General features: G+C 67.2%; 21 protein-coding genes. 14 read left to right on the top strand and 7 right to left on the bottom strand.

Going from position 1 to position 21,550, the window contains the following annotated elements; translation table 11 throughout:
• Positions 1 to 69 precede the first annotated feature (69 nt).
• Positions 70 to 930 carry an NAD(P)-dependent oxidoreductase gene (locus AXZ77_RS04450; RefSeq protein ID WP_098410205.1) on the top strand — a complete coding sequence of 287 codons (861 nt, stop codon included), beginning with the start codon at positions 70 to 72 and terminating at the stop codon, positions 928 to 930.
• Between the two features lie 7 nt (positions 931 to 937).
• On the opposite strand, the gene AXZ77_RS04445 is transcribed toward AXZ77_RS04450, so the two are convergent.
• Positions 938 to 2,821, bottom strand: coding sequence for an FAD-dependent monooxygenase (locus AXZ77_RS04445; protein WP_098410204.1), 1,884 nt, complete (start codon positions 2,819 to 2,821; stop codon positions 938 to 940).
• A gap of 110 nt (positions 2,822 to 2,931) precedes the next feature.
• Here AXZ77_RS04445 and AXZ77_RS04440 point away from each other — a divergent pair, with 110 nt between their 5' ends.
• Entirely contained in the window at positions 2,932 to 3,363 is a 432-nt protein-coding gene (locus AXZ77_RS04440) for a MarR family winged helix-turn-helix transcriptional regulator (RefSeq protein ID WP_098410203.1), read from the top strand.
• A gap of 51 nt (positions 3,364 to 3,414) precedes the next feature.
• On the opposite strand, the gene AXZ77_RS04435 is transcribed toward AXZ77_RS04440, so the two are convergent.
• The 6 genes from AXZ77_RS04435 to efeU all read right to left on the bottom strand — a co-directional run bounded on the left by AXZ77_RS04435 (position 3,415) and on the right by efeU (position 11,554).
• Complete coding sequence (locus AXZ77_RS04435) at positions 3,415 to 5,679, bottom strand: molybdopterin cofactor-binding domain-containing protein (protein ID WP_098410202.1); 2,265 nt, start codon at positions 5,677 to 5,679, stop codon at positions 3,415 to 3,417.
• Positions 5,676 to 6,149, bottom strand: a complete 474-nt coding sequence (locus AXZ77_RS04430) for a (2Fe-2S)-binding protein (protein WP_075776330.1) — start codon at positions 6,147 to 6,149, stop codon at positions 5,676 to 5,678. The genes AXZ77_RS04435 and AXZ77_RS04430 overlap by 4 nt, the downstream gene beginning before the upstream one ends.
• A 229-nt stretch (positions 6,150 to 6,378) precedes the next feature.
• On the bottom strand, positions 6,379 to 6,915 hold the full coding sequence (locus AXZ77_RS04425; RefSeq protein ID WP_098410201.1) for a DUF882 domain-containing protein: 537 nt from the start codon (positions 6,913 to 6,915) through the stop codon (positions 6,379 to 6,381).
• A 582-nt stretch (positions 6,916 to 7,497) separates the two neighbouring features.
• A complete protein-coding gene (locus AXZ77_RS04420) occupies positions 7,498 to 8,754 on the bottom strand; it encodes a Dyp-type peroxidase (RefSeq protein WP_098412440.1) in 1,257 nt (418 codons plus the stop codon).
• A gap of 17 nt (positions 8,755 to 8,771) precedes the next feature.
• The gene (gene efeO / locus AXZ77_RS04415; RefSeq protein ID WP_218000472.1) at positions 8,772 to 9,971 is read right to left on the bottom strand and encodes an iron uptake system protein EfeO; all 1,200 of its coding nucleotides are present in this window, start codon (positions 9,969 to 9,971) and stop codon (positions 8,772 to 8,774) included.
• Positions 9,972 to 10,009: 38 nt separating this feature from the next.
• Complete coding sequence (gene efeU / locus AXZ77_RS04410) at positions 10,010 to 11,554, bottom strand: iron uptake transporter permease EfeU (RefSeq protein WP_098410200.1); 1,545 nt, start codon at positions 11,552 to 11,554, stop codon at positions 10,010 to 10,012.
• Between the two features lie 281 nt (positions 11,555 to 11,835).
• Here efeU and gndA point away from each other — a divergent pair, with 281 nt between their 5' ends.
• The 12 genes from gndA to AXZ77_RS04350 all read left to right on the top strand — a co-directional run bounded on the left by gndA (position 11,836) and on the right by AXZ77_RS04350 (position 21,541).
• Complete coding sequence (gndA, locus tag AXZ77_RS04405; protein ID WP_098410199.1) at positions 11,836 to 13,245, top strand: NADP-dependent phosphogluconate dehydrogenase; 1,410 nt, start codon at positions 11,836 to 11,838, stop codon at positions 13,243 to 13,245.
• A 212-nt stretch (positions 13,246 to 13,457) separates the two neighbouring features.
• Entirely contained in the window at positions 13,458 to 14,210 is a 753-nt protein-coding gene (locus tag AXZ77_RS04400) for an SDR family NAD(P)-dependent oxidoreductase (RefSeq protein ID WP_083079550.1), read from the top strand.
• Entirely contained in the window at positions 14,207 to 15,598 is a 1,392-nt protein-coding gene (gene atpD, locus AXZ77_RS04395) for a F0F1 ATP synthase subunit beta (RefSeq protein ID WP_098410198.1), read from the top strand. The genes AXZ77_RS04400 and atpD overlap by 4 nt, the downstream gene beginning before the upstream one ends.
• Positions 15,595 to 16,005, top strand: coding sequence for a F0F1 ATP synthase subunit epsilon (locus AXZ77_RS04390; protein ID WP_098410197.1), 411 nt, complete (start codon positions 15,595 to 15,597; stop codon positions 16,003 to 16,005). Before atpD ends, AXZ77_RS04390 begins: the two co-directional genes overlap by 4 nt.
• Positions 16,002 to 16,298: an AtpZ/AtpI family protein gene (locus AXZ77_RS04385; protein ID WP_078539904.1), complete on the top strand. Its 297-nt coding sequence runs from the start codon at positions 16,002 to 16,004 to the stop codon at positions 16,296 to 16,298. The genes AXZ77_RS04390 and AXZ77_RS04385 overlap by 4 nt, the downstream gene beginning before the upstream one ends.
• Positions 16,295 to 16,567, top strand: coding sequence for an ATP synthase subunit I (locus tag AXZ77_RS04380; RefSeq protein WP_098410196.1), 273 nt, complete (start codon positions 16,295 to 16,297; stop codon positions 16,565 to 16,567). The genes AXZ77_RS04385 and AXZ77_RS04380 overlap by 4 nt, the downstream gene beginning before the upstream one ends.
• On the top strand, positions 16,564 to 17,250 hold the full coding sequence (locus tag AXZ77_RS04375) for a F0F1 ATP synthase subunit A (protein WP_083079541.1): 687 nt from the start codon (positions 16,564 to 16,566) through the stop codon (positions 17,248 to 17,250). Before AXZ77_RS04380 ends, AXZ77_RS04375 begins: the two co-directional genes overlap by 4 nt.
• Before the next feature lie 2 nt (positions 17,251 to 17,252).
• Entirely contained in the window at positions 17,253 to 17,498 is a 246-nt protein-coding gene (locus AXZ77_RS04370) for a F0F1 ATP synthase subunit C (protein WP_078519861.1), read from the top strand.
• Between the two features lie 2 nt (positions 17,499 to 17,500).
• On the top strand, positions 17,501 to 18,235 hold the full coding sequence (locus AXZ77_RS04365) for an ATP synthase F0 subunit B (protein WP_098410195.1): 735 nt from the start codon (positions 17,501 to 17,503) through the stop codon (positions 18,233 to 18,235).
• The gene (locus AXZ77_RS04360; protein ID WP_098410194.1) at positions 18,222 to 19,724 is read left to right on the top strand and encodes a F0F1 ATP synthase subunit alpha; all 1,503 of its coding nucleotides are present in this window, start codon (positions 18,222 to 18,224) and stop codon (positions 19,722 to 19,724) included. The genes AXZ77_RS04365 and AXZ77_RS04360 overlap by 14 nt, the downstream gene beginning before the upstream one ends.
• The gene (locus AXZ77_RS04355; protein ID WP_098410193.1) at positions 19,721 to 20,524 is read left to right on the top strand and encodes a F0F1 ATP synthase subunit gamma; all 804 of its coding nucleotides are present in this window, start codon (positions 19,721 to 19,723) and stop codon (positions 20,522 to 20,524) included. The genes AXZ77_RS04360 and AXZ77_RS04355 overlap by 4 nt, the downstream gene beginning before the upstream one ends.
• Before the next feature lie 93 nt (positions 20,525 to 20,617).
• Entirely contained in the window at positions 20,618 to 21,541 is a 924-nt protein-coding gene (locus AXZ77_RS04350; RefSeq protein ID WP_098410192.1) for a MurR/RpiR family transcriptional regulator, read from the top strand.
• The last annotated feature ends 9 nt before the right edge of the window (positions 21,542 to 21,550 follow it).

Here is a 21,550-nt window from a genome sequence, read left to right as displayed (position 1 = left end):
GTCACGCCCGGAACCCCGCCAAGGCGCCTCGCATTCGGCCAGAAACACCATCACGAACAGGAGCAGAGCATGGCAAAAATCGCATTTCTAGGCATGGGCGCGATGGGCTCGCGGATGGCGCGGACCCTTCTGGATGCGGGCCACGATCTGATCGTCTGGAACCGGACGCCGGAGCGCTGCGCGCCGCTCGTCGAGGCCGGAGCCACGCAGGCCGACACCCCGCGCGACGCCGCAGCACAGGCCGAATTCACGATCTCGATGCTGCGCGACACCGAGGTCTCGCGCGAGGTCTGGTGCGACCCGGAAACCGGCGCTTTCGCGGGACTGCCCGAAGAGGCCGTCGCGATCGAAAGCTCGACGATCACGCCCGAGGGAGCGATCGCGTTGGGCGAATACGCCCGCGAACGTGGTCTGAGTTTCCTCGAAGCACCGGTCTCGGGGACCCTGCCGCAAGCCGAGAACGGAGTGCTGGTCTATTTCCTCGGCGGTGAGGCCGAGACCGCCAAGCGGGCGCATGACGTCCTCGACCCGCTCGCCAAGGCACAGCACCATGTCGGCACATGGGGCATGGCTGCGCGGATGAAGCTCGCGACGAACGCGATACTGGGCGTTCAGGTCGCCGCCTGGGCCGAGATCATTCCGATGCTGGAGCGCGGCGGCATGGACATCGACCTCGCGCTGAAGGCTCTGTCCTCCACCCCGATCTGGACGCCGAACGCGCCCTATATCACCGGCACGATGCAGCGCTCGGATTTCACGCCGCAATTCCCGGTCGATCTGATCTCGAAGGACTTCCGCTATGCCATCGCCGAAGGCGGCGAAGCGCGGATGCCGATGACGGAGGCCGCAAAACGCCTCTTCGCGCGGGCCAGCGAGGCCGGTCATGGCGCAGAGAACATGACCGGCGTCGTGCAGGTGAACCGCGACTGACGCGCCCTCAGCCTGCCGCCTGCGGGATCAGGATGCGGTCGAAGAAATCTGCGACCGCGTCCACCGCGTCGAGCGGCAAGACCTGCGCGACATATTGATCGGGCCGCAGCACCAGCAAGGCACCCTGCGCCCGGTCGATGCCGCGAAGGTCGAAGATGTCGGGGCCGGTGACGGCGGGGCAGAAGGCCTTCTCGTAATCGACCAGCCCGTAGCGCCCCTTCTTGGGACGCAGGAGCGCGGGCAGCGCCTCGATGCGCATCTCGCGATGGGGCGTCTGGAAGACCGCGCGCAGATCGATGACGCTGTCGATATCCGCGCCCTCCGGCGTGAAGCGGTGAATGAGCCCTTCTGGCCCATCGAGCCGGTCGCATAGCTGCGCGATCGGACCATCCGCCTCGCCGGTGTCACCCGTCGGCGCAAACGCCAGCAGCCGCCAGCGCCCATCCGCCTTGAACGCATGGCCCAGCTGCACCGGCTTCGCATCCGCCAAGCGCACCACCGGCGCGGAGTGGAAACGCTTGCCCACGACCTGCCCGGCGGCCAGCGCCTGATGCGCCGCACCGCCGATCAGAAGCCCCGGCGCGTATTGCGTCTCGACCCCGGCGGTATAGCGCCCGTGTTTCTGGAAATAGGCCTGAAACTGCGCCTCTTCCTCCTTGGTCTGCGGCTTCGCGCTGAACAGCCGCGCCATGTCGCGGTCGAAATCGATCAGTTCCTGCGCCTTGGCCTGACGTTCCTCGGAATAGCTCTGCAGCAGGTCTGGCCGCGCCTGTCCGCGCAGCACGGCAGCCAGTTTCCAGCCGAGGTTGAACGTGTCGGCCATCGAGACGTTCATCCCCTGCCCGGCCTTCGGGCTATGGGTGTGGCAGGCATCGCCCGCGATGAAGATGCGCGGCTCGGACGCGCCGTCGCCGTCCCTGTCGCTGTCGTCGAACCCGTCGCAGACACGCTGGCCGATCTCATAGGCCGACCACCATGCGACCTCCTTCACCTCCAGCGTATAGGGGGAGAGGATCGCCTGTGCCTTCTCGATCAGCATCTCGGCGCTGACATTGCGATCTGCGGCGCGCTCGTCGCCATGCAGCGCGTCGAGCTCGATATAGAGCCGCACCAGATAGCCGCCTTCGCGCGGGATGATCAGGATGCTGCCCTCGGTTGCCGACTGGATCGCCGCCTTGAGCCGGATATCGGGAAAATCCGTGACCGGCAGCACATCCATTACGCCCCAGAGCTGGCGCGCGGATTCGCCGTGCAATTCGTGCCCGATGGATTTGCGCACCGTGCTGCGCGCCCCGTCGCAGCCGACGACATAGCGCGCGCGGATCGTCTCGGTCTCGCCCGGCGCATCGAGGCAGTCGAACGTCGCGACGAGCGGAAAATCGGGGTCGTCGGTGCGGGTGAGCGTGGTCAGCGCGCGGTCGTAATCGGGGGTCAAACGGCGCGCGCCGTTGCGCATCGTCTCGAGGTAGAAATCATGGACCCGCGCCTGATTGAGGATGACATGCGGCATCTCGGACAGGTCATCGGCCACGTCCTGAATCCGGTCGGCGCGCTGCAGCCCCTCGCCTTGCGCACCGGGCCGCCAGAAGGCGACCTCGTTCACCCAATAGCCCTCTTTCATCACCTTCTCGGCGAAGCCGAAAGCCTCGAACATCTCGACCGAGCGGCAGGCGATGCCGTCCGCCTGCCCGACTTCGAGCGGGCCGGGTTTGCGCTCGGTGATGCGCACGGAAATCTCGGAGAAGGCCGCAAGCTGCGCCGCGAGCGTCAGCCCGGCGGGGCCGCAGCCGACGATGAGAACGTCGACCGCGTCGAGCGCCTCACCCGCCTGCGGATGACGCGGCGCGATGGCCGGATCGCCGGTAGTGAACCCGTTCAGATGAAACTGCATAGCGCGCCCTCCCAATTGATATGCATACTTACCATTAGCGGAAAGGCTGGCGTCACGTCAATATGGTAAGTATACATATCGAATAGGACCCCAAAACCGGAGCGCCCTCGATGAAACGCGATCTCGAAACCCTGCCCGGCCACCTGATCCGGCGGCTGAACCAGCGCTCGACGGCGGTGTTCCAGAAGCGGATCAAGGACGCCCCGGTGGAACTGACCTCGGTGCAATTCGCGGCGCTCGACGCGCTGTCGCGCGAGCCGGGAATGGATCAGGCGCAGCTGGCCGCGCGCATCGCCTATGACCGCGCGACGATCGGGGACGTGGTGAAACGGCTGGTGCAGAAGGGGCTTGTCGCGCGGGCCGTCAGCGAGACGGATCGGCGCGCCCGCAGCCTGCATCTGACGCCGGAGGGGACAGCGGCCCTGGAGGGCGCGCGGCCCGTGGTGACGCGGCTGCAGGCGGAGATTCTGGAAGGGTTGAGCGAGGAAGAGGCCGCGCAGTTCATCGCGCTCGCCCGCAAGGCTGTCGCCTCGCAGGACTGAAAAGGGAGGCGGATCACGCCGCCTCCCCCAGTTCTTTCCGTCCGGACGGGCTCAGCCCTTCTTCAGGTCGAGCTTGTCCATCGGCATCGAACGCACGCGCTGCCCGGTCAGCACCGAGACCGCATTGGCAATCGCCGGCGGCACGGCGGGCAGCGGCGGCTCGCCCACGCCGCCCATCTTCGCGCCGCTCTCGATCACCTTCGCATGGATGCGCGGCGCACGCGCCCCACCGAGGATCGGGTAGTAGTCGAAGTTGCGCGCGGTCGGCTCGCCGTTCTTGTAGGCGACCTCTTCGATAAGCGCCTCGGAGGTGCCGAGCGTGGCCGCCCCCATGATCTGCGCCTTGATGATCGCCGGGTTCACGATGCTGCCCGGATCGAGCACGTCCCAGATGTCATGCACGACGATCTGGCCGTCCTGAATCGAGACCTCGGCAATCGCCGCCGCCTCGCTGCCGAAGGGCGAGGCCATCGCGACACCGCGGGCGCGGCGGGTGCCTTCCTCGGCATCGAAGGGACCACGCTTCCAGCCGCCCGACAGATCGCCCACGGCTTTGAGCAGATTGGTCAGACGCTCGTTCCCTTCGAGCAGCTTCATGCGCAGCTCATAGGGGTCCTGACCGCCCGCATCGGCCATCTCGTCGAGGAAGGCCTCATAGAAGAAGTCGTTCATCGAATGACCGACCGAGCGCCAATAGGCGAGCGAGGTCGGGTTCTCGACAAAGTTCTGCGCGATGCGGCGGTTCGGGATCGCGTAGCTCTTGCCGGTGAGCCCTTCGACCGCCATCGCGTCGACCTTGTCGGGGTTGTGGCCGTTGAGCGCCTCGGTCGGGCCTTCACAGGCGGAGATCGCCTCGAGCGCCACCGGCATGCCCTGCTCGTCCAACGCACCACGGAAGCGCACCGCCGCCATCGGGCGCAGCGGGTCACGCAGGAATTCCTGCTCGCGCGTCCAGATCACCTTGATCGGCTTGCCGACCTCTTTTGCAAGCTGGACCGCCTGCGGGAAGGGGTTGGCCGCCGGGTACAGGAAGTGCCGCCCGAAGAAACCACCGAGCATCGGCGAGTTGACCTTCACCTGCTCGGGCTTGATCCCGGCCGCATCCGCGATCTGAGCCTGAAACTGCTCGGGCGCCTGATTGGGCAGCCAGATGTCGAGCGTGCCATCCTCGTTGAACCGCGCCAGCGTCGAGGCAGGCTCGATCTGGGCGTGGTGCAGGTATTGGCTCTGATAGGTCGCATCGACCGTCTTGGCCGCCCCGTCGAAGCCCGAGGTGATGTCGCCTTCGCTCTCGGCCTCGGTGCCGTCGCCCTTGGTGTTGGCCAGTTGCTTGGCGAAATCCTCGGTCGAGAAATCGGCGGGCATGTAGCGGATCTTGGACTTCTCCTCCTCGCTCGGTTCCTGCCAGTCGACCTTGGCGGCTTCGACCGCCGTCTTCGCATCCCAGAAGCGCTCGGCCACGACAGCCACCGCCCCGTCGAGCTTGTGCACCGACATGACGCCGGTCATGCCCTTCACCTCGTCGAGGTTGCTGATGTCGCCGGGCTTGAGACCCAGACGCGGGGCGTGCTGAACGGCGGCGTGCAGCATCCCGTCGACCTTGACATCCATCGCATACATCGCCTTGCCGGTCGATTTCTCGTAGACGTCGACGCGCTTCACGGGCTCGCCGATCCACTTGAAGTCCTTGGGATCTTTCAGCGTCACGGTGTCGGGGCTGGGCACCTCCTGGTCGAGCGCATCGCCCGCCAGTTCACCATAGCCCAGCGACTTGCCGGAGGCCTTGTGGACCACCTTTCCCGGCTCGGTCGACAGATCCGACACCGGCGCGTCGAGCTTCTTCGCCGCCGCTTCCAGCATCATCTGCCGTGCCGCCGCGCCCAGCTTGCGCATCGTGTCGTAGCTGGTGCGCACCGACATCGAGCCGCCGGTGATCCGCATCTTGCCATAGACCACGAGGTAATCGCTGCCCGCAGGAGCGTTCTCGACGATGAAGCTATCGGGGGCCACGTCCATTTCCTCGCCCACGATCTGCGCCATCGCGGTGAAGACACCCTGCCCGCCTTCGTTGAACGGGCTCAACAGGCGGACCTTGCCGTCGGGGCGCAGCTCGAGGAAGGCCGGAACGTTCGAGCCGGGCGGCATGTCCTTCGCGGCTGCGGCCGCCTTGTTGGGCGCGACGCTCAGGCCGAAGCCAAGCACAAGTGAGCCCGCGGTGATACCGGCCGAGGCCAGCAGGAAGCGGCGGCGCGAGACGTTCTCGGGCGCGCCGGTCGGGTAGCCGGGATCGGAGATTTTGGGATCGTGGTCGTTCATTGCGCATCCCCCGCTTTCGCTGCATCGGTGCCGGCAATCGAGGCGATCGTGTCGTTGATCGCGTTATAGGTGCCGCAGCGGCACAGGTTGGTCATAGCTGCCGTGATGTCATCTTCGGTGGGCTTGTCGTTCGACTTCAGCAGCGAGGTCGCCGCCATCACCTGACCGGACTGGCAATAGCCGCATTGCGGCACTTCCTTGTCGACCCAGGCCTCGACGACACGCTTGCCGACGGGGTCGTTCTCGATCTCTTCGATGGTGGTGACTTCGCTGTCGCCGACGGCGCTGACGGGCAGGACACAGCTGCGCTGAACCGTGCCATCAAGCAGCACCGAACAGGCGCCGCATTGTGCGATCCCGCAGCCGAATTTCGTGCCGGTCATGCCGAGCTCATCGCGGATCACCCAAAGGAGCGGGGTATCCGGGCCGGACTGCACGTCGACGGACTTGCCGTTGATTTTCAATTTCATGAGTTTCTCCTCGCCGTTTTATCGGTGAGCGCTCGCGCGGCGCTGGTTAGCCGCCCTTCACCTAGGGCACGAGCGGCGCGAGGCACTAAATTTTCGTAAAAACGTCGCGAGAAGATGGCACCGCCGGGGGTGCCGATACGTCAGCGCGGCGCGGCGTCCTGCCCTCGTTTCGATCCCGTGAAGGCAGGGAAACCGCGCGCCGCGCCGGTGGTCTTTGGAAGGCCTGCGCTCAGCCGCGCCAGGTGCGGACGGGGCCGCAATCGACATGCACGAAATGCTCGCTCGGATAGTAGCCGACACCGCCGCCACGGATGCGCAGGGCCACTTTGTGCAGCGTGCTGGTCGATACATTCGGATGCGTCAGATCGAGCGCTTCGCCCCGCATGTGGTAGCTATGCGTCGCGCCATGCACGAGACGGTTCGTCTTCGGCGTGCGGTAGCCCGACACCAGCATCAGCGGCGTGCTCTGCTCGAGTATGTTCTGCATGTTATAGGCGATGTTGATCGTGCGATTGTCGATCTTCACCTCTTTCTCCTGACGCCAGTCGCGGGCGATCCGGTAGAACTCGCGCATCGCGTCGTCGTCATACTGCCCCTTCGCGAAATAGACCGCGTCGAAATTCTCGTTGGTATGCGGATTGTGGAAGCGCAGGCGGCGCTCGTCCGTCTGGCCTGCCTGTGCCGGGGTGACGATGTAGGGGGTTGCGAGGGCGCCCGCCGCGCCCAGGAGAAACCCGCGACGGAGCAGTCCTGATGCCTTTGCCATGATTGTTGTCCCTTCGAATGCGTGTCGAAGGGCGCAACTTCGAAATTTCGGGGACGAACAAAAGGGCCGCACGCGGTTCCATCGATGGAACCGGCAGCCAAATGCCGAGAGCTCAGCAGGGAGTTGCCGACGGACGCCTCTACCTCAAGGTCATCTGAACGGATGTTACCTCTTGAAACCCGCGCAGCCCTTGCAGGTCACGCAGACGCGAGGGAGCGCGATGGTGGCCTCACATGCGGGAGAGGCCGGATTTCGAGGGCCCGAACACGGAACCTCGCCTCGCACCCCACGCGATTCGCACTGTGAGGGCGTAGCCATCCCCAAGGTGCAGCAACGGCTCGGTGAGCCTTTCGGTCACCGTTAAGTCTCGCCCAACGCGGAATGTCGACATAGGTTCCGGAAGAAATCGAGCGGGCTGTGGCATGGGCGGCACAGATGCGCGGGGAACAGCGCGCAGGCACAGATGGATGGCAAGAAGGCAGGGCCTCACATCTGCAGCAGCGCGGCCACGATGCAGACCCACCTGCACGCCGCCGCGACGACGGCGCGCAAAGTGGTCACCGCCGGATCCGCTCCGGAGGCTTAGACCGCTGCGAAAAGCGGCGCGCCGATATAGGAGCCTTTCGGCGCGGCAGGCGGCACCCAGAACAGCCCCGATCCGGTGTGGGAGATGTACTCGTTCAGCAGGTCCGACGCGCCGAGCCGCCGTTGCAGCGCCTCGAAATGCGCGGGGTCGTTCTGGTAGCTGATGAAGAACAGCCCCGCATCGAGCCGCCCGACCGCATTCAGCCCGCCGGTGAAGTTGTAGCCACGCCGCAGGATGCGGATGCCGTCATTGGTCTCATGCGCCGACAGACGGATATGCGCATGCGTCGGGATCACCGGTTCGCCTTGCGCGTTCTTCGCCTTGAAATCGGGCGTGTCGAATTCGTCCGTCCCGGTCAGCGGCGCGCCGGTGAGCTTGTGCCGCCCGAAGACGTCGTTCTGGTGACTGACCTGCGCGTTGTCCCAGTTCTCGATATGCATCTCGATCCGGCGCATCACCTGATAGGTCCCGCCATGCTGCCATTCGGGACCGTCATTGGCCCAGACATGCTGCGCGAGCTGCTCGGGCGTGGTGATGTTGCGGGTGCCGTCGCGATAGCCAAAGAGATTGCGCGGCGTCTCCTGCCCCGCGCCCGCGGAGGCGCGCCCGAAGCCGAGCTGGGTCCAGCGAACCGTTGCGGCGCCGGTGCGTTTCGCGATCCGCGCGAGGATGCGCACCGCGTGATAAGCGACCTGCGGATCGTCGGCGCAGGCCTGTAGCGAGAGATCGCCACCGCTGATCTCGGGGCGCAGCGCGTCCGACGGCAGATCGGCCAGCGGGCGCAGATGCGGCGGGGCCTTCGCCGCCAGCCCCATCTCCTTGGAGAAAACGCGCGGGCCAAGGCCCACGGTCACCGTCAGCCCCGCCGGGCCAAGACCGAGCGCCTCGCCGGTCTCGAGCGCGGTGGCCGTCTCGCGGTCGGGCTCTGCCGGACCGACCGGCCGCCCTTCCATCATCAGCCCGATCGAGGCCGACCAGCGCGCGAGCAGCACCTGCAGCGCGCGCGGATCGGTCCCGGTCAGGTCGAAGGCCATGGCCATCAGATGCTGCTGCGGCGGCGTGGCGATCCCGGCCTGCGGCCCGGTGCCGTAGAAGGCGTAGCGCCTCTGGTCCGGGTCGGGCATGGCGTCGGGCGCGACCTTGCCGGTCTCCGCCGCCTGCCCCGCCGTGGCGATGGTGCCCCCAAGCGCTGCCGCGCCCAGAAACAGCCCACGCCGTGACAGTCCTGCCGGTTTATCGTCTTGCCCGCGCATCATGGCCTCCTTCGTCTTCAGCTTGCCGTGGCGACTTTTTCGGCGATCCGCGACAGCGGCTCCTGCAGCATCTGGATCGCACGGCTCAGCTTCACCGCGTCCGATTTGCGCAGCTCGGCATCGTAGATCTTGTAGCCGCCCAGAGCCTCGGGATCGCGGTAGTCTTCGAGCATCGTCTGCACATCCGCAAAGCGCTGCGCGATGGTCTCGGCCACATCCGGATCGATCCGCTTCAGCCCCGGCTCGAGGAAGGCGAACGCCTGATGCGCGCCTTCGATATTGGCCGCGAAGTCCACGAGGTCGATATGGCTATAGGCCTCTTCCTCACCGCTGATCTTGCCGCTTTGGACCTCTTCCAGAAGGGCCGCCGCGCCGTTCGCCAGATCTTCCGGGCGATACTCGATCCCGCCCGACAGATCGGCGAGCATCTTGACGTTCTTCACCAGTTCCGCGGCATGCGCCTTGGTCTCGTCGGTGATCTCGCCACCCTCGAACAGGTCGCGCTCCACCGCGTGGAAGCCGTGCCAGCCGACCGCCGGGTCGAGGTTCGAGGCGCGCATGTCGATCAGGTAATCGAGGTTGCCCGAGTTGTCGGTCGGGTCGGTGCCGGGCAGGACGAAGCCTTCGACGTCGGGCTCGATCCGCTCGTAGAACGGACGCGCCTGCGCATAGGCCGCTTTCGCGCCCTCCACGTCGCCCGCATCCACTTTCGCGGCGAGCCGTTCGCTCGCAGTGACCATCGCATCGACCATGCCTTCGACGTAGTTGGCATAGCCTGCGGTGCCTTCATCCAGGAGATCGCCGATCGCACTTTGCGCGCGCTGCTTGCTCTCGCCGGTCACGGTGAAGGCTACGGTGTCTTCGACAGCGCCCGGGCAATAGATGCGATAGTCGCCACCGTCGAGCGTGACGGTGAAGCTCGACGCGGGGAGACCGGGGGCGAGGTTCTCTTTCTCGCCGAGGATGCGGCTGTCCGACAGCAGCTCCAGCTCGGAGATCGCCGGGGCGGATTCATTGGTCACCGTGAAGGTGATCGGCCCCGCCGCCGCGCTGTCGTGATCGAGGACACACGCGCCGCCATTATCGCCGGTCAGCGTGATCGCGACCTGCGCGGCCCCGTTATTCATCGGCGCATCGGCCAGTGCGGGCTGCGCGAAGAACGCGGTTGCAGCGAGAAGGGGAACGGCGCGACGGCGCGCGCGGGACGACATGTTCATTGTCAGGCTCCTGTATTTGCTCTGCGGTTTTGGCTTGGTCAGAGGGACCTGGCGGGGAAAAACGGTGCGGGGCGCGCGCGGGCGAGCGCAGAGGCCGCCAGCGCGAGCGCGATGAGGAAGAGGATCACGGGCAGCTCTCGGGCCCAGAACTGGTGCTCGATGCGGGCACGACGCAGCGCACGCAGCGCATCGGCGGCGTCCTGCGCGGCGGCGGGGGCCATGACCCAGGCGCCGGTTGCCGAACCGCCGGGCGCTGCATCGACGCGCAGCGTGCGCGGCGTGGTCAGCCCGCCGCCCGAGAGGCGCAGCGTCACCGCGCTACGGCCCCGCGCATCGAGAAGCGCATCGCCTGCAGTCCAGACGGTCACCTGTTCCAGCCGCGTCCACTCGGCCACGAAAGGCCCGGGATTGCGCGCCGGGCTGACGCCCACCGGCAGCCGCCCGCCCGCGAGCTGCGCAAGCGTGGCGAGATCGATCTGGCCGGGGGCGTCCGCGATCTCGGTCTGGCTCTGCACCTGGCGATGCAGGGACGGGAGACCCAGATGCCGCTCCGGCGTGGCCTCAGCGCCCGTCAGATCGACACGGGTCGCGCCCATCTCCAGAACCTGACCCTGCAAGCGCAGATCGGGCCCGGCGGAGGTGTCGATATCGCTTTCCAGCACACGCGGCGCATGATCGGGCAGCGTCACCTGCGGCTGCGGCCAAAGCGCCGCGATACCGACGGCCAGCGCCGCGAAGGCGACCGCGAGAGAGCCGCGCAGCCATTGCGCCGTGCGAGGATCGGGGCGCAGTGCCCGCGGCCAATAGGTCAGCGCCGCGACCGGGATCAGATAGGCGATCCAGCCCAGCACCTCGATCAGGCGCGGATCGGCGGGAATGCCCAGCACGCCGGTGATCAGCGCCGAGCGCACGGTGCCGGGGGCCACGAGCCAGCTCAGATCGGCGATGCGTTGTTGTCCGGCGAGCAGCCAACCCGCCTCATGCGCCGAGCGCAGCGTCTGCAACACCAGCCCCGCCGCGACGAGGATCAGGAACACGCCGGTCCAGCGGAAGAAGCGCCCCAGATTGAGCCGCATCCCACCCTGCGCGATCGCCCAGCCAAGCGCGACCGAAGCGGCGAGACCAAGCGCCGCGCCTAGCCCCGCCCAATGTCCGGTCTGCGCGCCCGAGATCGTGGCGAGCAGGAAGACAGCGGTCTCGAACCCCTCGCGCAGCACGGCGAGGAAGGCCATCGCCGCCAGCGCGACCCGGCTCCCCTGCCCCAGCGCCGCATCGGCGTCGCGCTCGATCTGGCCCTTCAGCCCCGCCGCGTGGCGCGTCATCCAGAGCACCATCAGCGTCACGAAGACGACCGCGACGGCCGCGATCACACATTCGAGCTTTTCCTGCGCGCTATGCGGCAAAGCGGCCTCGACCAGCGCGAGCCCCGCGCCAACGCCGACGGCCAGCGCCACGGCGGCAGCGACGCCAAGCCACATCTCGGTCAAACGCTCGCCCCGGGCGCGCAGGAAGGCCGCAATGATCCCGACGATCAGCGCCGCTTCGAGCCCTTCGCGCAGGCCGATGATGAATGTTGCCAGCATGCTGTGGGCACCCCGTCGATTCCCGAGTAAATTTATTGGGTATTCGTTAGTGGCGCAGATCGACGGGCGCAACCCCTTTTCCGAGTAATTTACTCAGAAACTCGTTATCGCGTTTCTCCGCCCCACGCACCGCGTCGGGGATTTGCAACTTCCGCCGTCTTGGGGCAATTCGTGCGGGTCGTCCTCGCAGCGCCGCGCAATCAGGCGGTCCGGCGCAGCGAAAGAGACGACGCCCCGGGCGCCTGACGCGGCCCGCATGCAACAATTTCGGAGGCCGTATCGTGGCACAATCGCAAATCGGGCTGATCGGCCTTGGCACCATGGGCGGCATGCTTGCCCTCAATATCGCGGAAAAAGGGTTCGACATTTCGGTGTTCAACCGCACCACCAGCGTCACCAAGACCTTCCATGAGAACGCGGGCGAGCTGGCGTCGAAAATCACGCCCTGCGAAAATCTCGAAGACCTCGTGGCCTCGATCGCGAAACCCCGCGCGATCATCCTGATGGTCCCCGCAGGCGACCCGGTCGACCAGCAGATCGCGGCGCTGCGCGCTCATCTCGACGCGGACGATCTGATCATCGACGCGGGCAACGCCAACTTCCACGACACCGAGCGCCGCGCGGAAGAAGCGGCGAAGGCGGGCCCCCGTTTCCTCGGCATCGGGGTCTCCGGCGGTGAAGAGGGCGCGCGCCACGGGCCCGCGATCATGGGCGGCGGCGAGCAGCAGGACTGGGACCGCGTGGCCCCGATCCTCAACGCGATCGCCGCGAAATTCGACGGCACGCCCTGCGCCGGGTTCATGGGCAAGGGCGGCTCGGGTCATTTCGTCAAAGCCGTGCATAACGGCATCGAATATGCCGATATGCAGATGATCGCCGAGACCTATGGCGTGATGCGCGACGGGATGGGGCTGAACTCGCAGGCCTGCGGCGAGATCTTCGCGAAATGGGACGAAGGCGCGCTGAAATCCTACCTGATCGAGATTTCCGGCAAGGTCGCCCGCGCCACCGATCCCGAGACTGGCGAGCCGATGCTCGACATCATCCTCGACCGTGCGGGTCAGAAAGGCACCGGCCGCTGGACCGTGATCGAGGCGCAGCATCTGGCCGCCCCCGTTCCGGTGATCGAAGCGGCGGTGATGGCGCGCAACCTGTCGTCGCGGCTCGATGCCCGCAAGCAGGGCGAGGACATGTTCGGGGCCGCTCCCGAGGCGCTGCCCGAGGGCGCGCTGAGCGCGGAGGATCTGGAGAACGCACTGATCGCGGGCAAGATCCTGTGCTACGCGCAGGGCTTCGAGCTGCTGCGCTCGGCCAATGCGCCTTTCGACTGGGATCTGCCGCTGCCCGACATCGCGCTGGTCTGGCGCGACGGCTGCATCATCCGCTCGGCGATGCTCGACGATATGGCGAGCGCGCTGAGCGAGTCGCCCGATCGCAACCTGATGTATGCGCCCTATTTCGCGGATCTGCTGAAGGCGCATCACGGCGCGCTGCGCAAGGTCGTCAGCATCGCCGCAGCCCACGGGCTTGCGGTTCCGGCCCTGTCGATGGCGCTGAGCTATTTCGACACGATGCGCACCGCGCGCGGCACCGCGAACATGATCCAGGGCCAGCGCGATTTCTTCGGCGCGCATGGGTTCGAGCGCACCGACCGCGAGGGTGGCGACTTCCACGGCCCCTGGGCAATGTAAGCGCGCCCTCTTCGCTGAAAGATCACCGCCCGCGGCTCGCGCAGAGTCGCGGGCGGTTTGCGTTTCGCGGGTCTTCAGACGCCGCGAACCGCGCATTGCAATCACGAGTTCGTGTACGCCGCAACCGGGCCTGCCCCGCTTGATCCCCATCAAAGTCCTAAAGCACCGAGATCGTTACCCTCTGCGCATCCAAAACGGAGGCCGGGACTGCTATGACACGGGATTTCGAAGGTAAATCAGCTATCGTTACAGGCGCGGGATCAGGGATCGGCGCGGCAATCGCCAAGGAATTGGCGGCGCGCGGCGCCTCGGTCCTGCTTGCGGATCAGAACGCGGACGCGGCCAAGTCCGTGACCGAGGAAATCCGCAAGGCGGGCGGCACCGCCGAGCCGATGGCGGTCGATGTCACCTCGGCCACGGAGGTCGAAGCGATGGTCGAGAAGGCCGTCGCGACCTTCGGCAAGCTGGATCTGGCCGTGAACAATGCGGGTATCGGCGGTCCGCAGGTGCCGTTCGGGGAGTATCCGCTCGACGGCTGGAAACAGGTGATCGACGTCAACCTGAACGGCGTGTTCTACGGGATGCGCTTCGCGATCGCCGCGATGCTGAAATCGGGCGGCGGCGCGATCGTGAACATGTCCTCGATCCTCGGCTCGGTCGCATTCCCGAGCGCCTGCGCCTATGTCGCGGCGAAGCACGCGCTTCTGGGTCTGACGCGGGCGGCGGCGATCGATCACGCAGCACAGGGCATCCGCGTCAATGCGGTGGGCCCTGCCTTCATCGAAACACCGCTTCTGTCGGGGCTGGCGCCCGAGGTGAAGGACTCGCTGGTCGCGCTGCATCCCGCCGGACGGCTCGGCACACCAGAGGAGGTCGCGGCGCTGACCTGCTTCCTGCTGTCGGATGCCGCGAGTTTCGTGAATGGCAGCTATCACCTCGTCGACGGCGGATATACCTCGCGATGAGCACGACGGAGGGGCGGATCATCGCGGTGCGCGGGCCGGTCATCGACGCAAGTTTCGATGGCCCGCTGCCGCCGATCCATTCGATCCTGACGCTGACGGATGACGACATGCCGGGCAGCTTCGAGGTGCATGGCCATCTCGACGCGCATCGGGTGCGCGCCATCGCGCTGCAATCGACGCTCGGCCTGTCGCGCGGGCGCAAGCTGCGCGCCACGGGCAAGCCGCTGGAAGTGCCGGTCGGCGAGGCCGTTCTGGGGCGGCTGATGGATGTGACGGGGGCGATGCGCGACGGCGGCGACCCGCTGCCCAAGGGCACGCCACGCCGCCCGATCCACGGCACGCCGCCGCGCCTGTCAGGCAGCGGCGCGGTCACCGCTTTCGAGACCGGCATCAAGGTGATCGACCTGATGCTGCCGCTCGCGCGCGGCGGCAAAGCCGCGATGTTCGGCGGCGCGGGCGTGGGCAAGACGGTGCTGGTGATGGAACTCATCAACACGATGGTCGAGAAATATCAGGGTATCGCGATCTTCGCGGGCGTGGGGGAGCGCTCGCGCGAGGGTCACGAGATGCTCGCCGACATGACCGAGTCCGGCGTGCTCGCGCGCACCGCGCTGGTCTATGGCCAGATGAACGAGCCGCCCGGCGCGCGCTGGCGGGTGCCGCTGACCGCCGTCTCCATCGCCGAGGATTTCCGCGACCGCGATCACTGCAACGTCCTTCTGATGATGGATAACGTCTTCCGCTTCGTGCAGGCGGGCAGCGAGGTCTCGGGGCTTCTGGGCCGCCTGCCCTCGCGCGTGGGCTACCAGCCCACCCTCGCGTCTGAGGTCGCGGAGCTGGAGGAGCGCATCGCCTCCGCCGCCGGAGCCTCGGTCACCGCAATTCAGGCGGTCTACGTGCCTGCGGATGACTTCACCGACCCCGCAGTCACCGCGATTTCGGGGCATATGGACAGCTCAATCGTTCTGTCGCGCCAGCTGGCATCGGAGGGGATTTACCCCGCGATCGACCCGCTCGCCTCGTCCTCGCAACTGCTCGACCCCGAGATCGTCGGGGCGGAGCATTTCAAGCTGGCGGGCGAAGCGCGGGCGCTGTTGGCGCGGTTCCGCGAATTGCAGGACATCATCGCGCTTCTCGGCGTCGAGGAGCTGGGCGCGGCCGACCGGCTGGCGGTGCGCCGCGCGCGCAAGCTGCAACGCTTCCTCACCCAGCCCTTCGTCGTCACCGAGGCCTTTACCGGCCAGACCGGGCGCTCGGTGCCGCTGGCCGATACGCTGGAGGGATGCCGCGCGATCCTCGCGGGCGAGGCGGACGACTGGTCGGATCAGTCGCTCTACATGATCGGCGGGATCGACGAGGCCCGCCAGCGAGAGGAGGCCGCGGCATGAGGCTCACCATCGCTACGCCTCTCGAAATCGTCGTCGATGCCAAGGACGTCACCGCGATCCGGGCCGAGGACGAGAGCGGCGGCTTCGGCATCCTGCCCGGCCATGCCGAGTTTCTCACCAGCCTCAGCATCTCGGTCATCTCGTGGGAGGTCGACGGCCAACGGCACTATTGCGCGGTGAAGGGCGGTGTTCTTATGGTCGAGAATGGAAGCGACGTCTCGGTCTCGACCCGCGCCGCGGTGACCGGCGATCTGCCCGAGCTCGGCGACACGATTCTGAAACGGTTTCAGGCCGAGGATGACGCCGCGAAGACCGAACAGGCCGACTCCACCCAGCTGCATCTGCTCGCGATCCGGCAGCTGGTGGCCAGCCTCGACGGCGCGCAGGCTCGGAAGGATTGGACATGACCCACTCGCCGGAAGACCCGGAACAGACGGAGGAGCCGATGGAGAGCGCCGCGCGCCGCCACGCCGCCCGGATCGAGAAAGCCCGAGAGGAAGGTGACATCCCGCTGGCAAGACGGCTGGGCCAGATCGGTGTGCTCGGATGGATCGTGGTGCTGCCGATGCTGGCGGGGGCCGCGGGCGGCAGATGGATCGACCGGAGCGCTCAGTCGGGCATCTTCTGGACCGCCGCACTGATGATGGTGGGGCTTGTCGTGGGGTGCTGGCTGGGCTGGCGCTGGGTGCAGCAGCAATGAGCGCGGTGGAGTTTCTTATTGGCGCAGGCGCTCTGATACTCGGCATCGGCGTGGGCCTCTTGCATTTCACCCTGCTGCGGGCGGGCACGGATGCAATGCTGCTCGAAAGCAAGGCGCTGAAGGCGATCGCGCTGACCGTGCTGCGCTTCGGGCTGACCATCGCGGTCCTCGTGGGCTGCGCGCTTCTGGGCGCCGTGCCGCTGCTGGCGGCGGCGCTCGGGATCGGCATCGGGCGAATGCTCACCCTGCGCCGCGCGAGGTCCGCATGAATTCGCCGCTGGAGACCACCGTCCTGTTCTGGATCGGCCCCGTGCCGATCACGCAACCCGTCGTCACGACATGGGTGCTGATGGTGGTGATCGTGGCCGGCTGCTACGCGCTGACCCGGAACCTGAGCCTCAAGCCCGGACGGCGCCAAGCGGCGCTGGAACTGCTGGTGACGGTGCTCGACACCCAGATCCGCGAGACGATGAGCGTCGCCCCCGACCGCTACCGCACCTTCCTCGGCGGACTGTTCCTGTTCATTCTGATCGCGAACTGGTCCTCGCTGATCCCGGGCGTCGAACCTCCGACCGCCAATCTCGAAACCGACGCGGCATTGGCGCTGCTGGTCTTCGTTGCGGTGATCGTCTACGGCATCCGCGCGGGCGGCGTGCGTGGCTACCTGCGCAGCTTCGCGATGCCGACGCCGCTGATGATCCCGCTGAACCTCGTCGAGACGCTGACGCGCAGTTTCTCGCTGCTGATCCGCCTGTTCGGCAATATCATGAGCGGGGTCTTCGTGATCGGCATCGTGCTCTCGCTCGCGGGGCTGTTCGTGCCGATCCCCTTCATGGCGCTCGACCTGCTGACCGGGCTCGTTCAGGCCTACATTTTTACCGTCCTCGCCATGGTCTTCATCGCGGCGGCAGTGGCGGAATCCCAAACCTCCCACGGATCCGGAAAGGACTGACTATGGAATATATTGAAGTGGCGAGCGTCATCTCGGCCGCCGCGGCGGTGGCCTTCGGGGCGCTTGGTCCCGCGCTTGGCGAAGGACGCTCGGTCGCGGCTGCGATGGACGCGATCGCCCGCCAGCCCGAGGCCGCGAACGCGATCTCGCGCACGCTCTTCGTCGGGCTCGCGATGATCGAGACGACGGCGATCTACTGCCTCGTGATCGCGCTTCTGCTGCTGTTCGCCAACCCGTTCATCGGCTGATCATGACACTGGACTGGTGGACGCTCGGGCTGCAGACGCTCAATGCGGCGGTGCTGATCTGGCTTCTGAGCCGGGTGCTTTGGCGCCCGATCGTGAGTGCCATCCAGGCGCGTCAGGCCGAAGCGGACAAGCAATTGAGCGACGCGAGCGAGACCGCGCGCAAAGCCGATGAGGCGAAGGCGCAGGCCGAGGCGGCGCTCGATCAGGTCGGCACGCGCAAGTCCGAGATGCTGGCGCAGGCGCAGACCGAGGCCGAAGCGGCGCGCAAGGCGCTTCTGGACCATGCCCGCGCGGAGGCCGCCGATATGGCCCGCACCGCAGAGGCCGAACGCGCCGCCCGCGCGGAGGAAGCCGAGAAACGCTATGCGGCGCGCGCCGCCGATCTGGCGCAGCGCATGGCCGAACGGATCGGCACGCGCCTGTCGCGGCCCGCATTGCTCGAGGCTTATGCGACAGACCTTCTGGCGCAGGTCGCGGCACTCGACACGGAAGATCGCGCCGCGCTCGGCTCGGAGAAACTCATGCTGCGGATCAGCGAGGCGACAGAGGCCGGTTACGGAGAGGCCTTCGCCGATCGCCTTGGAAAGACCTTGGGCGAAGAGATCAGCCCGGCGATTAAAACCGATGCGGAGCTGATCTGCGGCCTCGCGCTGGAGACCAAGCACCTGCACCTCGAAAGCTCATGGGCCGCCGATCTCGCCCGGATGCGCAAGGAGGTGGCCAATGACACCCAATGATCCCGACGAGTGGCTGGACCGCAGTCTCGAGGCCATCGCGCGCGCGCCGCTCGGCCCCGTCGTGCGCCGCAGCGGCCGGGTGGAGCGTGTATCCGACGGCGTCGCGATGGTATCGGGCCTGCCCGAAGCCCGCGCCGGGGAGCGGCTGGTCTTCGAGGGCGGGCAATCGGGCTTCGTCCATGTGCTCGACGAAGAGACCCTCGCGGCGGTGCTGCTCGACGATATCGCGGGCGTCGCGCAGGGCGATGCGGTGACCGGCACGGGCGACGTGATGCGGGTGCCGGTCGGGCCGGAACTGCTGGGCCGGATCGTCGACCCGCTCGGGCGGCCCCTCGATGGGCTCGGCCCGATCACGACCAGTGCAAAGCATCCGGTCGAACGCCCCGCCCCGGCGATCATCGACCGCGCCGCGGTGGTGGAGCCGATGCAGACCGGCACGCTGGTGGTGGATGCACTCTTCGCACTTGGCCGGGGCCAGCGCGAGCTGATCGTGGGCGACCGTGCGACCGGCAAGACGACGCTCGCGCTCGACACGATCCTGAACCAGAAGGACGGCGACGTGACCTCGGTCTATGTCGCGATCGGGCAGAAGACCTCGTCGGTGGAGCGCGTGATCGAGACGCTTCGGCGTAACGGGGCGCTGGCGCGCACCATCGTCGTGGTGGCCGGGCCGTCGACGCCGCCGGGGATGCAGTGGCTCGCGCCGTTCGCAGGTATGACGATGGCCGAGGAGCTGCGCGACACCGGCGGCCATGCGCTGATCGTGCTCGACGACCTCACGCGCCACGCCGCCTCGCATCGCGAGCTTGCGCTGCTGACCCGCCAGACGCCGGGGCGCGAGGCCTATCCGGGCGATATCTTCTACCTTCACGCCCGGCTTCTGGAACGCGCCGCGCGGCTGTCGGACGCATTGGGCAGCGGCACGCTGACCGCCCTGCCGATTGCCGAGACCGATGCGGGCAATCTCGCGGCCTTCATCCCGACCAACCTGATCTCGATCACCGATGGGCAGATCGCGCTGGATGCCAAGCTGTTCAACCGCGGCCAGAAACCCGCCGTGGATGTCGGCACCTCGGTCAGCCGGGTCGGCGGCAAGACGCAGGCGCGCAGTCTGCGCGACGCGGCGGAGTCGATGCGGCTCGATTACGCGCAGTTCCTCGAGTTGGAGATCTTCACGCGTTTCGGGGGGATGCCCGACACGCGGGTGAAGGCGCAGCTTGCGCGCGGGCGGGCGGTGCGCGCGGTGCTGGCGCAGATCCAGCACGCGCCGCTGCGCCTCGCTGATGAGGTGGCGCTGGTTCTGGCCGTGCAGACGGGGCTTCTCGACGGGTTGGAGCCCGCGCAGATCGACGCCCTGCGCGCGGCGCTGCCCGATGCGCTCGATGCGGCGGGGCTGTCGGGGGCGGATTTCTCCGCCACGCTCAGCAAGGGTCTGCACGATCAGATCGTGGAGTGCCTGAAGGGGCTTTTGCCGGAGCCTTCGAAATGAGCGAGCAGCTTGCCGAGATCGAAGCGCGGATCGGAAGTATCCGCACGCTGGCCTCGGTGATCCGGGCGATGCGCGCCATCGCGGGCGCGCGCGTGCGTCAGACAGAGGGAGAGCTTGCCTCGGTGGATCTGCATGCGGCGACTGTGAGCCGTGCGCTCGACCGGGTTCTGTCGCTCGCGCCCACACCGCCCAAACCCGAAGGGCCGCCGCTCACCGTTCTGTTTCTGGCCGAACAGGGCTTTGCGGGCTCGTTCAACGCCCGGCTTCTAAGCGAGCTGGGCACGCCGCCCGGCGGTCTCGTCGTCATCGGCACGCGCGGCGCGGCGCTGGCCGCCGAGCAGGGGCTGAGCGCGCTTGCGCAGTTCCCCCTGCCCTCGCACGGCCCCGCGGTTCCGCCCTTCGCCGACCGGCTGGCCGAGACGCTGCTGCAACTGGCCGGGCGCGCCCCGATCGACGCCTTCTACGCCCAGACGGAAGATGGCAGCTGGAAAGCCCGCCGCCGCGGTATCTTCCCCCGCCCGACCCGGTCGACCCCGCCGCCAAGCCAGCCGCCCCTGCTGACGCTGCCGCCTGCGCAGCTTTGCGCGTCGCTCTTTGCCGAGCTGCTGCATGCGGAGCTGTGCCGCGTCGCGCTGCATGCCTCGGCTGCGGAAAACACCGCCCGGATGCTCGCCATGGCCTCCGCTCAAGGAATGACCGAACGCAAGCTCGACACGCTGCAACAGACCGCGCGGATTTCGCGGCAGGAGTCGGTGACGACGGAAATTCTGGAGCTTTCGGCCGGCGTCATCTCCAGCTGAGATGTGCCCCCACAGCCCCGCCGCACACAGGCATCGCTTGAAAAGCGCGCCCGCTTGCAACAAGACTTGGGCTCGAGCAGAAACGAGGCCGATGTGACGCAAGAGATGTCCCCCGAGGCGCAACCCGGGTCGGGAGATGACCCGATCGACATGCGGATCATGGCGATTTTTCCCGAGCTGACCCCCAGTGAGAAACGCCTTGCCGAGGTCGTGCTCGAAGCGCAATCGACGCTGTCGAGCTATACGGCTGCGGAACTGGCCGAGAGCGCGGGGATTTCCTCGGCCACGGCGGCGCGCTTCTTCAAGCGGCTGGGCTATCGCAATTACAACGAGGCGCGGCTGCATTCGCGGCGCAACGGAAGCTGGGGCTCGCCGCTGAGCGAGTTGAGCGACAGCACCGCGCCGGGGCAACTGGCCGATCATTTCGCGCAGGATATGCAGAACCTGACCCGCAGCACCGAGATCCTGTCCGAAGACGCCGTGAGCGACGCGGTCGAGCATCTCGCCTCGGCCCGCCGGATCTGGGTGCTGGGCTATCGGAATTCGCGGGCGCTTGCGATCTATGCCCGCGCGTTGCTGCTCAATCTGAAATCGGATGTGCAGCTTCTGCCCTATGAGGGCGCCTCGCTTGCCGAGGATGTCGCGGGGTTCGCGCCGGGCGATGTGCTGCTGGCCATCGGGCTGCGCCGCAGACCGCGCGCGCTGGGAGAGGTGATGACGGTCGCGCGCGAGGCGGGCATCCCGACGATCCTGATCGGCGATCCCACCGTGGCGCAGACCGCGCGCCACGCGACGATCACCCTGCGCTGCCACAATCGCGGGCAAGGCATCTTCGACAGCACGGTCGTCGCGATGAGCCTGATCAACTTCCTCTGCTCGAGTCTGGTGGACTCGCTGGGCCCCGAAGCGCGCGCCCGACTCGCCCGGATCGAGGACCTTCATGCGCGGTTCGACGACCTCGGACCGCCCCCGGAGAGCCTTGAGGCGCTTACCAAGGCTGCAAAACAGGACAAATAGCGCCTAAAA

The organism is Thioclava sp. ES.031 (genome assembly GCF_002563775.1).
Lineage (GTDB): Bacteria > Pseudomonadota > Alphaproteobacteria > Rhodobacterales > Rhodobacteraceae > Thioclava.
The sequence above is the reverse complement of the archived record's forward strand: the minus strand, read 5'-3'. Positions and strand labels throughout refer to the sequence as shown.

Excerpts from the sequence above, each read along its gene's own strand:
- AXZ77_RS04390 (WP_098410197.1), top strand. The coding sequence starts at position 15,595 with ATGAGGCTCACCATCGCTACGCCTCTCGAAATCGTCGTCGATGCCAAG.
- AXZ77_RS04385 (WP_078539904.1), top strand. The coding sequence starts at position 16,002 with ATGACCCACTCGCCGGAAGACCCGGAACAGACGGAGGAGCCGATGGAG.
- AXZ77_RS04435 (WP_098410202.1), bottom strand. The coding sequence starts at position 5,679 with ATGAACGACCACGATCCCAAAATCTCCGATCCCGGCTACCCGACCGGC.
- AXZ77_RS04440 (WP_098410203.1), top strand. The coding sequence starts at position 2,932 with ATGAAACGCGATCTCGAAACCCTGCCCGGCCACCTGATCCGGCGGCTG.
- AXZ77_RS04375 (WP_083079541.1), top strand. The coding sequence starts at position 16,564 with ATGAATTCGCCGCTGGAGACCACCGTCCTGTTCTGGATCGGCCCCGTG.
- efeO (WP_218000472.1), bottom strand. The coding sequence starts at position 9,971 with ATGAACATGTCGTCCCGCGCGCGCCGTCGCGCCGTTCCCCTTCTCGCT.
- AXZ77_RS04370 (WP_078519861.1), top strand. The coding sequence starts at position 17,253 with ATGGAATATATTGAAGTGGCGAGCGTCATCTCGGCCGCCGCGGCGGTG.
- atpD (WP_098410198.1), top strand. The coding sequence starts at position 14,207 with ATGAGCACGACGGAGGGGCGGATCATCGCGGTGCGCGGGCCGGTCATC.
- AXZ77_RS04365 (WP_098410195.1), top strand. The coding sequence starts at position 17,501 with ATGACACTGGACTGGTGGACGCTCGGGCTGCAGACGCTCAATGCGGCG.
- AXZ77_RS04445 (WP_098410204.1), bottom strand. The coding sequence starts at position 2,821 with ATGCAGTTTCATCTGAACGGGTTCACTACCGGCGATCCGGCCATCGCG.
- AXZ77_RS04450 (WP_098410205.1), top strand. The coding sequence starts at position 70 with ATGGCAAAAATCGCATTTCTAGGCATGGGCGCGATGGGCTCGCGGATG.
- AXZ77_RS04430 (WP_075776330.1), bottom strand. The coding sequence starts at position 6,149 with ATGAAATTGAAAATCAACGGCAAGTCCGTCGACGTGCAGTCCGGCCCG.
- AXZ77_RS04420 (WP_098412440.1), bottom strand. The coding sequence starts at position 8,754 with ATGCGCGGGCAAGACGATAAACCGGCAGGACTGTCACGGCGTGGGCTG.
- AXZ77_RS04360 (WP_098410194.1), top strand. The coding sequence starts at position 18,222 with ATGACACCCAATGATCCCGACGAGTGGCTGGACCGCAGTCTCGAGGCC.
- AXZ77_RS04380 (WP_098410196.1), top strand. The coding sequence starts at position 16,295 with ATGAGCGCGGTGGAGTTTCTTATTGGCGCAGGCGCTCTGATACTCGGC.
- AXZ77_RS04355 (WP_098410193.1), top strand. The coding sequence starts at position 19,721 with ATGAGCGAGCAGCTTGCCGAGATCGAAGCGCGGATCGGAAGTATCCGC.
- efeU (WP_098410200.1), bottom strand. The coding sequence starts at position 11,554 with ATGCTGGCAACATTCATCATCGGCCTGCGCGAAGGGCTCGAAGCGGCG.
- AXZ77_RS04400 (WP_083079550.1), top strand. The coding sequence starts at position 13,458 with ATGACACGGGATTTCGAAGGTAAATCAGCTATCGTTACAGGCGCGGGA.
- AXZ77_RS04425 (WP_098410201.1), bottom strand. The coding sequence starts at position 6,915 with ATGGCAAAGGCATCAGGACTGCTCCGTCGCGGGTTTCTCCTGGGCGCG.